This is a genomic window from Rhodococcus sp. F64268 (genome assembly GCF_023015605.1).
GTDB lineage: Bacteria > Actinomycetota > Actinomycetes > Mycobacteriales > Mycobacteriaceae > Rhodococcus.
This window is the reverse complement of sequence record NZ_JALKAI010000001.1, coordinates 168,395-183,430: the sequence shown is the minus strand read 5'-3', so window position 1 is coordinate 183,430 and position 15,036 is coordinate 168,395. Positions and strand designations below refer to the sequence as shown.

Sequence of the window (15,036 nt, the reverse complement as noted above, 5' to 3'; positions counted from 1 at the left end):
TGCGTGTTTCTTCGTACCGTCCGAGACCCTGTCGCGAACCGGATCATTCCTCGAGCGCGGGCAGGATCTGCCGCCACCCGGCTGCCGTCGCGATACCGTCGTGATCTGCGTCCACGGAGTGGACCACGAGTGTCCCGTCGTGGATTCGCTCCCACCGGTCGGAGAAACAGACCGGCGGCCTCGACCGCTGGGCCTCGAACAGCGTGAGGGTCCCCGAGTACACCGGCGCCTTCGCCGTTTCCAGCAGAGTCGCGGTGTAGGAAAAGTTCTCGGCGATCTCGGCGGCCAGTTCCGAGGGGAGTCCGGACGCGTGTCCTGCCGGCACATCGGTGCTGTGCCCGTCGAGTGGTTCACTGTCCACCAACCCGACGAAGTCGACGATGTCACCGGACTCTGTCAACGCCGCCGCGATCGCGTGCGCAAGCGTTCCACCGAATGAGTATCCGAGCAGGCGGTACGGCCCTCGCGGCTGTTCGCGGCGCACGGCCCGCAAGTGGTGTGCGACGAGGTCGTCGAACGACTCGGGACGGTCGTGCACGGGAAGCTGCAGTCCGACGACGGGACGGTCGAGCATCGAGCCCAGCGACGCGAACTGCCACGCGAAGCCTCCGGCCGGATGGATGCAGAACAGGGGCTTTCCGGTTCCGCTGCGGCCGAAGCGGATCACGTCGCCCGTCGCATCGTCGGCGTCACCGCCCCGGCGGGCGTCGACGAGTTCTGCCACCGCCTCCACGGTCTGGCGTTCGAGCAACTCGGCGACATCCACACGGACGGAGGTGTCGCGTTCGAGCCGCGAGACCAATCGCATCGCTGCCAGCGAGTCTCCACCACAGTCGACGAAACCGTCGTCTGCGCCCACTTCGTCCAACCCGAGCAGGTCGCAGTACACGGCGGCCACCATCCACTGTGTCGGTGTGCGAAGCGAATCCGCGACGTTGCGGCGCGGCGGTTCGGGTAGGGCCGCCCGGTCGAGCTTGCCGTTGACCGTGAGGGGGATGGTGTCCACTCGCACGATCTGCGCCGGAACGAGATGCGCCGGAACCGTGTCACGCAATTGTGCGCGCAGTTCGCTCTCCGTCTGCGCACCGTCGGCCACGACGTACCCGATCAGTCGCGACGCGTTGCCGGTCGACAGGACCGTCGCGGCGGCCCGCGCCACTCCCGGCAACGCCTCGAGTGCCGACTCGATCTCGCCGAGTTCGATGCGGATACCCCGGATCTTGACCTGCCGATCGACTCGCCCGAGATACTCCAGCCGCCCTCCGTCGAGGTAACGGACGAGATCGCCGGTGCGGTACATCCGCTCTCCGGCCGAGAACGGATCCGCCACGAACAACGACGCGGTCTGTCCGTGCCGGCCCCGATATCCGTGCGCCACACCGTCACCGGACATGTAGAGCTCACCGGCAGCGCCGATGGCGACCGGACGCAGCCCGGAATCGAGCACGCGTGCACAGGCATTGCGGATCGGTGTGCCGAGGCACGGGGTCGCACTGTCCGCGACGGCCGATCCCATCGCGTTGATGGTGAATTCGGTCGGGCCGTAGAGATCGTAGCCGTCGATACCTTCCTGGTCCCGCAGCCGGCTCCACAGTTCCTGTGGCACGGCCTCACCACCGAGCATCACCAGCTTCGGGGCCCGATCGCCGTCGAGCAGGCCGGCAGCGACCAGTTCGCGCGCATACGACGGCGTGACGTTGACGACGTCGATCCCGACGGTCCGATAGTGCTGCACCAGTGAGCGCGGATCGGACCTGGCCTCCTCGTCGATGACATGCACGTGGTGACCTGCCAGCAGCCAGAACAGTTCTTCCCACGACATATCGAAGGAAAACGACACGGTATGTGCGATCCGCAGCTGCCGACCGTCGACGAGATCCTCTGTGCCTCGGAATATCTCGTCGCGATGGTTGTGGTACATCGTGGTCAGGCCGCGGTGACCGACCTGCACGCCCTTCGGCTTACCTGTCGAGCCCGATGTGTAGATGACATAGGCGGGTTGGTCCGGATGGATGGGTCCAGCGATGCGGTGCGGCGCCACGTCCGGTGCGGGACGAACTCCAGCCAGGACCTCGGCGACCTCCGAGACGGCGAGGTCGACGACGCAGATCCCGGGTAGCCCGGCCACGACTTCGGCAACACCTTCGGCGCGGGCGTCGGCCGTGACGACCGTCCGGGCTCCGCTGTCGAGCACGATCTCCGTCAGCCGCGAAGCCGGGTGCGCGAGATCGAGCGGAAGATACGCGGCACCTGCGCGCATCACCGCGAAGATCGCCACGACGTGATCGGCGATCCGCGGCAGCATCAGGGCGACGAGGTCGCCGGCCTCGACTCCGCTCGCCACCAGATGCCGAGCAAGCGCAGTTACCCGGCTGTCGAACTCACCGGCAGTGAACGTCTCGGCGCCGCAGGTCAGCGCCGGCGAGTGCGGGGTCGCGGTGGCGCGTTCGGACAACAGCGTGTCGATGCTGCCCTGTGCCGCGCCGGGCAGCGGGATCGGTTCGCGCGGCGCGGTGAGCGCGGTCCGTTCCAGCTCCGCGTACGCACGCCCGGTCTCTGCCACCGTGGTAGCGACCCGCGCCCGAGCCCTCGCGAGCTCCTCGATCATGCCGGTGAGGTCCGCGAGGAGCGACGCCGCTGCCTCGTCGTCGACGAGATCGGGCCGGTTCTCGATCGTCACCTCCATGGCACCACTGCGGCTCCGGGGGTCGATGTCGAGCGTGATCGCGTAGTGGGTCGAGTCCATCGCCTCCGCCGTCGAGATCCCCGCACGTTCGAACACACCGAATCGTGCCTCGGCACCTCCGACGTTGCGGAACACCACGAGCGTGTCGAACAGCACCCCGAACCCTGCGGCGCGGGTGATCTCGCCGAGGCCTACATGGTGGTGTTCGATCAGAGCACCCTGATCGACGAACAACCGGCGCAACGTATCCACCAAGGTCATGGACGACCGCAGGTGAACGCGGACCGGCACGGTGTTCAGTGTCAGCCCGACCATACGATCGACATCCGGCACGAGCGGGTCGCGTCCCGACACCGTGGATCCGAAGACCACATCGTCGCGTCCGGTCAGTCGGCGCAAGGTCAGTGCCCACGCGAGCGACATCACGGTCGACACCGTGACACCGTTCTCTGCTGCAAGAGCCACGATCTCGTCGCGCACCGAGTCGTCGAGCCGGTGGGTGACGCGATTGGGCAGCGACATCGTGCCGGGCGCCGCGTTCGGTGCGATCAACGTCGGTTCGTCGAGATCGGCCAGGTGGAGTGCCCAGGCCTTCGCAGCCGTCTCCGCATCGAGTCCGGCGAGATGACGCAGATGATCGGTGAAGTCCGCCGCCGGAACCAGCACACGCTGCAGCGCCGATGCGACCTCCTGGTCGCCCGCCGCGTCCGCCGGGTACAGGCCGACGAGCATCTTCGCGACGCCGTAGAGCGTGAACAGTTCGGTGAACAGCACTCCCTGGGACCACGCATCGGACAGGAGGTGATGCTGAGTCACGATCAGCTGCCCGGCCGTATCCGGTGCCGTGACGAGCACCGTGCGCACCAGTGGTGCGCGGTCGAGCGTGAAGGGCCGAGCGAACTCGTCGGCAGCGATGTCATCGAGTCCGGCGAGGGATCCGGATTGCTTCTCTTCGATGTCGATCGTCACCGGACCGATGACCGCCACAGGTTCCGCGAACATCGAATGCGTGAATGCCGCAGCGAGGTTCGGGTATCGGAGAACGATGGCCGCCAACGCAGCGGCCAGTGCCCGGCGGTCGGCGGGCTCCGCGAATGTGAAGCGGTGCTGCACGTGATAGTTGTCCGCGGCACCGAGCCCGCCGCTCACGGACTGGAAGTACATTCCCCGCTGCAACGGGGTCAGCGGCAGAACCTGCTGCCACCCGGGGTACTCGGTGTCCACGCGCGCTCGGGCCGCATCGTCCATCTCGACGAGCTCGGCACGCGAGTGCGGTACGTCGTCTCCGATCGACACCCGAACTGCACGATCCACGAGTTCATCCAGGGTGTCGCACTCGAACACGTCGGCCACGACGATGCGCACCCCCCGGCCGGACGCCGCTGCCACGAACCGCACTGCGGCGATGCTGTCCCCACCGAGAGCGAAGAAGTTCGATCGCATGTCGATCTCGGTGCCGAGGACGTCACGGGCTGCGGCAACGAGATCCTCTGCGATCGATCCCGATGCCCGGTCGCCGGCGCCAGGGCGCGTCCCGCTCGGCGGGGCGGTGATCGCCGGCGCAGGCAGGCCCGCGCGATCGAGCTTGCCGTTCAGCGTGCGCGGCAGAGACTCGACGACAGTGATCGCCTGCGGCACGAATTGATCCGGCAGCGACTCCGCCAGTGCCTGCCGCATCCGGACCGGATCGGCCGCGGCAGCGTCACGGACAACGACGTACCCGAAGAGCCGGGACGATCCATCCGCGATCGCAGCCACCTTCGCGGCCGCGTCGGTGACCTCGGGCAACGCGCGCAGCGCAGTCTCGACCTCGCCGAGCTCGATCCGGAACCCGCGCACCTTCACCTGATCGTCGGTGCGCCGCAGGTACTGGATACGGCCGCGGCGTCTGCGTACCGCATCGCCCGTCCGGTACAGCCGCTCCCCCGGTCGCCGCGGGTCGGCGACGAATCGGGTCGCGGTCAGCCCCGGTCGGTTGAGGTAGCCCCGCGCGATCTGGGCGCCTCCCAGGTACAGCTCGCCGAACGCACTTTCGGGAACCTCCCGGAGGAGGTCGTCGAGAACAGTGGCTCGCACATCGATCCACGGTCCACCGATCGTGACCGGCGCACCCGCGGTGAGGCGGTCCGTCGTGGCCCACACCGTGGCTTCCGTCGGGCCGTACACATTCCAGACCTCGTCGCTGACCGTGGTCAGTTGATCGGCCAGTTCGGCGGGGACCGCTTCACCACCGATCAGGGCACGCACCGTCCGCACGCCGGGCACGGTCAGGAGCAGTCGCCACAGCGACGGGGTCGCCTGCACGACCGTGGCACCGGACGCCTCGATCAGCGCGGCCAGCTTCTCGGGATCGACCACCGACGAGCGCGGAGCCACGACCACGGACGCACCGAGTGCCAGCGGACACAGCAGTTCCAGCACTGCGATGTCGAACGACACGGTGGTCACCGCCATCACCCGATCGTCACTGCCGATCCAGCCCAACCGGCCGGTGGTATCCGCGAACGCCGCGAGGTTGGCCGAGGTGACCATGACGCCCTTGGGTTTTCCGGTCGTCCCCGAGGTGTGAATGATGTAGGCGAGCCCGTCGTCGGCGACGGGGATCTCCGGCAGCACGGATTCTGTCCGAATCTCCATGCCGGCAGCGTCCACCCGCACCGCGGGAAGGTCCATCCATCCGACGTCGCCGGCGGTCTCCGCAGACACCAGAACACAGATCGGACGCGCATCGTCGAGCATGTACTGCAGACGATCGCGTGGATAGTCGACATCCAGCGGCAGGTAGACGGCACCGCACCGCAGCACCGCGAGCAACGCCAGAGGCAGGCCGGCGTCCCTGCCGACCGCGACCCCGACCACCGACCCTGCGCCTACTCCGCGCGCGGTCAGCGCGCGGGCGAGCGCCTCGACGCGGGCACCGGCCTCGCGATAGCTGGTCTCCGCCCCGTCCACGACGATCGCGGGGGCGTCGGGTCGTTCCCCGACCTGGATCAGGAACCGCTGCACCACCGACTGCGGTGCACCCTCGCGCATCGGACCGTCGTGGGCATCGACACTGCCGAGCATCGAGATCGGCCGGTCCGGCTGCTCGACGATGTGGGTGAGGGTGACGAGGAGTTCGTCGGCCATGTGGGCGATCGTGTCCGCATCGAACAGGTCGGCGGCGCCGCCCAAACGGATCTCGGTCGTCGTTCCGCTCTCACGGAGCCAGACGGCGATATCCATGCGCGCAGGCGGATCGATCGGTTCGACGGGAGTGGCAACAATGCCACCCAGTTCGATTGGCGCACCGAGGATTTCGTGTCCAACCATCGTCTGGAACAACGGGTGACGCCCTGCGGTGCGTTCCGGCGCGACCGCGTCGACGACACGATCGAACGGCACGTGCTGGTGTTCGAGCGCGTCGAGGCCGACAGCGCGCACGCGGTCGAGCACCTGTCCGGGTGTCGGATCACCGGTGAGGTCGATCCGGTGTACGGCGGTGTTCACCAGATATCCGACGGTGTCCCGGAATCGCCCGTCCGCGAGAAGTTCCCGGTCGGATACCGTCGTGCCGAGTGGAATGTCACTGCCCGCTCCGAATCGCTGCCACGTCAACGCGACCGCAGCTTCGAGCAGCATCAGGGCCGACACACCGCGCCGGACGGATGCGTGTTTCAGTGCGTCCGCCATCGCGCTGTCGAGCAGCCGGACTGCATCGACCGACCTGTGCGTCGCATGCCGGGGGCGGGGCCGATCGGCAGGCAGCTCGAGCTCGGAAGGAAGAGCGGCGAGCCGCTGTTTCCAGTGTGCCAACGACCGCTCGGCATCCGCCGAGCGTGTCCGGACCCGGTCTGCCCGAGCGAACTCAGCGAAATCGGGTGCGACAGAGGCCAGCCGCGGAGTGCGGCCCGCCAGCCGATCCCGGTAGGCCTGGGCCAGGGTGTCGAGCAGGATCGGCACCGACGCGCCGTCGACTGCGATGTGGTGGATCACGATGACGAGCGCTGCCCATCCGCGTCCGCGGAGCACAGTCGCCCGAGCAGGCACCGCGGATGTCAGATCGAACACCGAGTCCGGGGCCGAGAGATCTTGACGCACAGCGGAGTCGAGGTCGACCTCGGTGCTGAAGTTCCGCAGTTCCGGGATAGCCGACTCCGGAAGCACCCGCACCTCGGGGTTACCGTCGGCCCCTGCGGGATAGCAGGTCCTCAGGACCGGGAAGTGCGCCACCAGGTCTCGCCATGCGGCCCGCAGCGCCGCCGTGTCCGGGGCATCGGACAAGGCGAGCACGATGGGGACATCGTGCGCACGGGACTGCTCGTCCATCCGGTGCAGGATCCACAGCCGCTCCTGCGCGGACGACAACATCGGCTCATGGGAGATGTCGTCCGGCTCCGATGCATCCACGACGGGGGCTGCCGGGGAAGCCTGTGCGCGCGCGGCGAGTGCCCGGGCCGTGCGCGCCGCGAAGATGTCGGCGACGGAGACGACGATGCCGTGCCGCCGCAGACCGCTGACCGCGCGCATCGCGACCAGCGAATGCCCGCCACGATCGAAGAAATCGTCATCGGGGAGCAGAGTGGTCTCGAGTACCTCGCCCAGTTGCGCGGTCACGGTATCGACGAGGTGCGGCAGTGCGGTACCGCCGGACGACGGTACGCGGGCGGCAACGGCCCGCGGCGGCAGGACGCCGATCGTGAGCGGAACGAACTCGGACGCAGGATGATCCAGTTTCGAGATCATCTCCGCGATCACCGCCGGGAGCGCCTCGACGACCTTCGACGCGGTCGTCGCATCCACGACGGCAGGGTCGTGGTCGACCACGAGACGGAACCGATCGCCGGGCGGCGCGAGCAGCGACAGCGGGTACTGCGTCGTACTGATGTTGCCGATACCGACGATATGTGTCGAGTCGGTGGAGTCGTCCGGGTTCGCACCGAACCGCGCAGGATAATTCTCGAACACCACCAGGGTGTCGAACAGACCGGTGCCGCCTCGTACGTCGCTGCAGGATTCGATCTCGGACAGCGGCAGGTGCTCCGCGTCGCCGAGGTCGTACTGGTCTCGTTGGCTCGCCTGCAGCACGTCCCGCAGCAGACGATGATCCATCCGCATCCGCACCGGAACGGTGTTGCTGAACAGGCCCACCATCGTCTCGACCCGTTCGAGGTCGGCGGGCCGGCCGGACACGGTCGTACCGAACACGACGTCGTCGCTGCCGACGAGCGCGCACAGGACGGCACTCCACGCACCTTGCACGACGGTGTTGACAGTGAGCCCGTTCGCGCGCGCAACCTCCGCGACCTGCTGCCCGAGTGTGTCGTCCACCGCGACCTCGGTTGCCACCGGATGCTCACCGGTGCTGTCGCCACGGGCGATCAGGGTGGGCTCCGCCAGCCCGGCCAGACGCCGGCGCCATGCTCCACGCAGTTCGGCGCGGTCGAGCCGGCGCAGCCACCGCAGGAAGTCGGCATAGTCGGGTGCGGGCGGCAAACCGGCCGTGCCGTTGGTGTACTGCCCGTCGTCGTACCGGCCGTGGTTGTAGACGTGCACCAGTTCGCGCAACACGATCGGCGTCGACCAGCCGTCGGTCACGAGGTGATGCGCATTGAGTACGAGTTGTGTCCGCCCGCCGGGGAGCCGCAGCACGTGCCCCGCAAGGAGAGGTCCCCGCTGCACGTCGAAGATCCGCTCGGAGGCACGCAGCCTGGCCTGTGCGGCGGCCGCAGCGGCAGCGCTCTGCGGCAGATCCCGGAGATCGGAGACCCGCCACGGAATCTCGATCACCTGCGGGATCGTCGCGATGGGTTCATCGACACCGTCGAAATGGAATCCGGCGGCCAGGTTCCGGTGACGGGCGACGACAGCCGAGAACGCGGCACGCAACCGGTCGGTGTCGAGTTCGCCCGCGAGGTCGACGACCGCGGTCAGGACGTACGGGTCGTGTTCGGTGAAGCGAGCAGCATGTGCGAGCAGCCCCTCCTGCAGCGGGGAGAGCGGCAGGATCTCGGAGAGCGGTCCGGCGACCGATTCGAGGAAGGAGATCTGGCTCTGCGTGACGACGACGTCATCGCAGTCGACGGCGCTCAGCCCACCGGTATTCAGCGCGGCGTGGGCGGCGAAACCGCTCAATGCATCCTCGAAGCATCGCTGCAGCTCCGCGACCGCCGCTCCGTCGAGAAGTTCACCGGCGGCGGTCCATTCGATGGACAGCACAGGCCCCGCCGGGTCGTCGTGGACGAACGCATTGATCGCCAGGACCTCGGTGAGCGTGCGGGTGCCCGGCTCCACCACGCCGAATGCGTCACCCGCAACCGTGCGCCAGTCCGGCCCCGACATTCCGGCGGGCTTTCCGAGATAGTTGAGCACGACCTGGGGCGCGGACAGCTCGGTGAGTGCCGCACCGGCATCGTCCAGGAATCGCAGGACCCCGTACCCGATTCCGTTGTCGCGTCCCGCGCGGCGGCGGGCCTTGACCTCGTGCAGGATCTCGGCGACGACGCGTCCCCCGCCCAACGCTTCGGTCAGACGCTCGTCGGTGTCGACGAACGCGGCAGGCACGGACACCGGATACTCGGTGGTGAACCAGCCGACGGTCGAACCACGATCCGAACCCGAGTCCGCGTCGCGGCCGTGCCCTTCCGCCAGGACCGGGAAATCGCCCGTTGCTGTTCCCCGGTAGGCGCGCATCGCGACGGTCAGCGCCGCGAGCAGCACCTCGTCCGGTCGTGCCCGGTACATCGCGCACAGGGTGTCGACGACCGCGGCGGTGACCGCGGCTGTCGTGTTCGTTCGAGTCACCTCCGCGGTCGAATGGGTGTCGACGCCGGGCCGGAGTTCGGAGTCGACGAGCACCCGCGAGCCCGTCTCCAGAACCTCACACCACATCGCCTTCTCGTCGACATAGCGGTGTACGGCACCGCGGGCGGCGAGATCCCTCGCGCGGTGCCGCCACGATTCGCTCGCCGTCGCCGGGAGAGCACGACCGCGGTAGGCCGCCACAAGATCGGTCAGCAGAATGCTCCAGGACACCGCGTCGACGGCGAAGTGATGGACCACGACGAGCAACCGATCGTTGCCGTCGGTCATCCGAACGATGCTCACCCGCAGCAGATCGCCCGCCCCCGGTGCCAGCTCGTCGGCGCTGCTCCGGGCCCAGGAGGCCACCTCGCGCACGAAGTCGCCTGCGGAGACCGGCCCGCGCTCCCCGATCGTCACGGGCGCGGTGGTCGCGGCGGGAATGTCCACGGAGTCGTCGTGGACGATCATCCGCAGGGCGGGATGCCGCTCCCGCAGTGTCTGTACCGCAGCTGCCAGCGCCTCCCCGTCGATGTCGCCGTCGACCTCGACGGCCGTCCACTGCGAGTACGACGACACCGATTCGATCGAGTCGCTCCGCAGGACGTTGCGCATGATCGGCGTGGTCGGCGCCTGCCCGATTCCGTTGTCGTCGATCAGTGCCGCGGTGTCGTCGACCAGTTCGCGCGCAAGTGCCGCGAGTGTGGCCAGGTCCCGACCCGACAGCAGTTCCTTGGGGGTGAGGGCCAGTCCGTGCGCACGTAGCCGGCTGCTGATGCTGATCGCACCTATGCTGTCGCCGCCGAGCGTGAACAGGTCGGCGTCGAGCGACACGGATTCGACGCCCAGCACCTCGGCCACGACGGCGCACAGCGCGTACTCCGCAGGTGTACCGGGCTCGCGACCGGAGTCGCCCCGCGCAGATGCGCGATCGGAAGGATCCGGCAGTTGCCTCCGGTCGATCTTGCCGTTCACGGTCACCGGCATCTCGTCCAGGACCACGACCACGGACGGCACCAGGTGATCCGGGACCCGGGTCAGCAGCTCGCGACGGACGTCGTCGCCGGACAGTGCGGCATCGTCTGACACGACGTATCCGACGAGCTTTGCGAAGGGCCCTGCCCCGTGCACCACGGCGACCGACGCGGTGACCGAACCTGCTTGTGCCAGCGCAGCTTCGACTCCGCGAAGTTCCACCCGGTGGCCGCGGATCTTGACCTGGTCGTCGACGCGACCGCGGTATTCGAAGCCGGTCTCGGGATTCCAGCGGGCGAGATCGCCCGTGCGGTACATCCGGCCACCCGACGCATCGAAGGGATCCGCCACGAATCGATCCGCGGTGATCCCGGGCCGATCGAGGTAGCCGCGCGCAAGTTGGGGGCCGGACAGATACAGCTCACCGGCCTCCCCGTCCAGGACCGGATGCAGCGCCGCATCGAGGAGGTACGCCGCGGTACCTTCCAAGGGCATACCGATGTGGACGTCGGGGCCGGTCACGTCCGCCACGATCGCATCGACGGTGGCTTCGGTGGGCCCGTACATGTTGTAGGCGCGGGCTGCACTCCGTCCGAGTTGCTCGGCGAGCCCAGAGGGTAGCGCTTCACCACCGACGACGATCGTATCGACCCGGTGACCCGTATCGGTCGCGGACGAGGGCGGGAGCAGACCCGCCTCGAGAAGGAACGCCGCCATCGACGGGGTCGTGTCGACAACGTCGATCTCATCGTGGGTGAACTTCTCGATCTGCAGATCGGCATCGCGCTGAATATCACTGCCGTACAGATGAATATGGTGACCGCCGACTATCCACATCAGCGGATCGAGTGAGGCGTCGAACGCGAACGAGGTGGTGTGGGCGACGTGCAGCCGACGTCCACCGGCTCGCGCGCGAGCATCCGCGTGCACCGTGCGACGTTGACGATGCACGAGATGCGCGAGCCCTCCCGAGCGGACGACGACCCCCTTCGGCGTCCCGGTCGAGCCTGAGGTGAACAGAACGTAGGCGGCGTCGTCGGGGTGCGGAGTTGCCGCCCGCTCGTGGTCGCGCAGTCGTGTATCGGGGAATGAATCCAGCTCGAATTCGGTTTCTTCCGTCCCCAGCCGGACCGTCTCGCATGCCGCCTTCGTCACCGGCGGCTCGCCGGCGCACAGCAGCAGGGAGGGTCGGGCGAGTTCGACGAGCCCATCGAGACGTTCGGTGGGGTACGCCGGATCCAGCACGACATAGGCGGCGCCGGCTTCCCAGACCGCGAAGATGCACGCGACGATGTCCGTGGTCCTCGGAAGGGCAATCGCCACGATGTCGTCGGGACCGACTCCGCGGGAACGGATCAGGCGCGCAAGACGGTAGGTGCGCGCTGCGAGATCTGCTGCCGTCACGTCGTTGTCCGAATCGGAGAGCACGATGTCGGCGGGGTGCGCGGCCGCCATGTCCGCGAACATGTCGGTGACCGACCGGATACCGGCCTGCGGGAGCGCAGCGGGGGTCCACTTCTCGTCGATACCGCGGGAGCGCAGGCTCATCGTGCCGAGCGACGGGCGCTCGGGCGCGCACAGTGCACGGATGAGCCCGGCGAGGCTTTCGGCCCGGGCGTTCACCTCGGCCTCGGACACGACCCGGGCGTCGACCTCGAACCCGAGCATCATGCGTCCACCGTCGATGGGTGTCGCTGTCAGACCCAGTTCCTCCGGCGGTCCGCCCGCGACGTTGCGCAACGTTCCGACTGCTCCGGCGAAGTTCAGATCGAAATCGAAGGCCTTGAGGTTGATTCCCACCCCGTGCAGGACGGCACCCGCTCCTGGCGCAGCCAGATCACGTACGAGGTCCTCACCGCGGTAGCGCTGGTGCTCACGCAGCTCACTCAGAGCTGTCGCGGCCGACGACCCCAGCATCGAGATGTCGTCGGACAGGGACACCGACACGCGCAGCGGCAGCACGTTGACCGCCATCGACGGTGTCGTGAGTGCGGTGCGCGTGGTGCGCACCATGACGGGGAGCGCCAGCACGACGTCGGCGGTCCCGTGCAGCCGGGCAACGAATCCCGCATAGGCACCGATCAGTACGTCCGCCCACGTGCATCCGCTGTCTGCGGCGATCTGCTTCAGCTGCTCCATGACCTCGGCATCGAGGATCGCCCGGGCAGAATGTGTCTGTGCTGCAGATCCGAGATCGGCTCCCCCGCGGCGGCCGTGGAGTTCGGGCAGTGGATCGAGACGCGCGGTCCAGTAGGCACGATCCAGCGCCGCCTGCTCGGAGTTCCGGTATTCCACATCCTCGGCGACGACTTCGGAGATTGAACCGAAAGTGTTCGGGCGAAGCCGCTTTCCCGTTACAGCAGCGGTGTAGCGGGTCGCCAGCCTGCGGGAGATCATCGCCGCGGAGTACCCGTCGACGATCAGGTGGTGGTACAGCTGAACACACCACACCTGCGTCGACGACAAGCGGAGCAGCGTGTAGGTGAAGAGTTCTCGCTCCTCCATGTCCCTGGCAGCGCAGGCGGCGTCGGCGCGGATGCGGGTGACGGCCTCGTGTGCTGCCGCGTGCGGATTCTTCTCGTTGCCGAGGTCGAGGACGGGGATCGACAACGCCTGTTCGGGGGCAATCCACTGGCGGGGCCCGTCATCCGTGTCGACGAATCGCAATCTCATCGTCTCGGCCTCGGCGACGGTCTCCGAGATCTCCGCGATGAGCACCGGCAGATCTATCTCCACGCCCGCCGCGGAGCCGTCTATTTCGAGTACTTCACCCACCAGGTAGTACGGCGAATCCGGTTCGAGTCGTTGCGCGTTCCAGATCCCGAGTTGCGCGCCGGTGAGCGGCAGCAGCGTGGGCGTGGCAGTCGCGGCGGCAGCGGTCGGGGCGGGGTGCCCTTCGGTAAGTGTCATGCTCCCTGACTTTTCTTGTCGATCTTGCCTACCGACGTGGTGGGAAACTCGGTGACGAACTCGAAGCGATCCGGGATCGTGTACGCCGCCACCTGCCGTTCGGTCCGCAGAAATGCGCGTAGCTGAGACGCGGTGGGTGTCGCGGAGTCCGGATCGCGCCGGATCACATACGCACAGATACGTTCGCCCAGAGCCTCATCGGGAATACCCACGACGGATACGTCGTGGATCTCGTGGTGTGCCAGCAGATGGTTCTCCACCATCGCCGGCGCGATCTTCTCACCGCCCCGATTGATCTGGTCCTTACTGCGGCCCACGACCGTGAGGTATCCGCGAGGGTCGCGGACCACGATGTCGCCGGTGGCGTAGAACCCGTCGGCGGTGAACGATGTCCGGTTGTGCTCCGGCGCCCGGTAGTAGCCGCGGATCGTGTACGGGCCGCGGGTCTGGAGGTGCCCCGCCACGCCGTCGGCCACCGGCACGCCTGCGTCGTCGACGACCCGCACTTCGTCGTCGGGAGAGATGGGCCGCCCCTGCGTGGTGGTGACGGTCTCCTCGTCGTCATCGGGACGCGTGTAGTTGACCAGTCCTTCGGCCATGCCGAACACCTGGGTCAGTGAGCACCCGAGTTCCGGGGCGACCCGGCGGGCCGCCTCCTCCGGTAGCTTCGCGCCGCCCACCCACAGTGAGGAGAGCGACGAGATGTCACGATCGTGGCGCGCCGACGAATTCAGCCACGCGATCAGTACCGGCGGTACGAGTGCCGCATGGGTGACCGCGTGTTCCTCGATCAACCGCAAGCAGGTATCCGGGCTGGGGTCCGGGGCCATCACCACGAGCCCACCTACGGCGATCATTCCCAGCAGCCCCGGCGAGCTCATGGTGAAGTTGTGCGAGATCGGCAGTACCGCAAGCATCACCGAGGAGCTGTCGATGCAGCAAATCCGCGCGCTCTCCCGCACCGAGTACAGGTAGTCGTCGTGGGTACGCGGAATGAGTTTCGGTGTGCCGGTGGTACCTCCCGAGAGCTGGAGGAACGCCACGTCCGAGGGCAGTGAGCGGTCGACGCGAGGTAGGGGCGGGCCGGTTGCCCACGATTCGTCACCGATCGGGATCACGAAGGTCGAGACATCGGGGAAGTCGGTAGCGATCTCGGTTGCGAGGTCCCCGTACGAGGTGAGACCGAACTTGTCGACGGTGATGTACCCGCGGGCCGTTGCGGCCGTGCAGAACTGGCGGATCTCGGCGGAGCGGTGCGCGGCCAGCGCGAACACCGGCAACGCACCGATCTCGAAGAGCGCGAACACGACTTCGACGTACTCGACGGTATTCGGCATGTGGACTATCACGCGGTCGCCGCGGCCGAGCCCCCTGGCAGCGAATTCACCCGCAATGATCTGCACTCGCTCCGAGAGTTCGGCGTAGGACAGCGAACGCCGTGGGTCCACGACCGCCGCCCCGTCCGGATGGGCAGCGACCGTACCGGCCAGGAGCGCCGAATGTGTCTGTCCGATCCAGTATCCCTTCTCGCGGTACTGCGCGGCGAACTCGGCCGGGTAGTCCACCACCCCGTCGAGGTGGAGCGGAGCGATGGGCATGCTGGTGTCGACGGATAGCTTCGGGTGTGCCATCGGATCCCTCTCGGATCGGTCTGCAGCGGGAAGGTGATCGCCGGCCTGCTTCTG

2 protein-coding genes are annotated in these 15,036 nt (G+C 67.7%); both read right to left on the bottom strand.

What is annotated here, in order from left to right:
• Positions 1-43: 43 nt before the first annotated feature.
• On the bottom strand, positions 44-13,351 hold the full coding sequence (locus tag MWU77_RS00795; RefSeq protein ID WP_247272726.1) for a non-ribosomal peptide synthetase: 13,308 nt from the start codon (positions 13,349-13,351) through the stop codon (positions 44-46).
• Positions 13,348-14,949, bottom strand: a complete 1,602-nt coding sequence (locus tag MWU77_RS00790; protein WP_169688461.1) for a (2,3-dihydroxybenzoyl)adenylate synthase — start codon at positions 14,947-14,949, stop codon at positions 13,348-13,350. Before MWU77_RS00790 ends, MWU77_RS00795 begins: the two co-directional genes overlap by 4 nt.
• Positions 14,950-15,036: the final 87 nt, after the last annotated feature.

Bases quoted from the DNA above. Each gene is read 5' to 3' on its own strand.
- MWU77_RS00795 (WP_247272726.1), bottom strand. From the start codon at position 13,351: ATGACACTTACCGAAGGGCACCCCGCCCCGACCGCTGCCGCCGCGACT.
- MWU77_RS00790 (WP_169688461.1), bottom strand. From the start codon at position 14,949: ATGCCCATCGCTCCGCTCCACCTCGACGGGGTGGTGGACTACCCGGCC.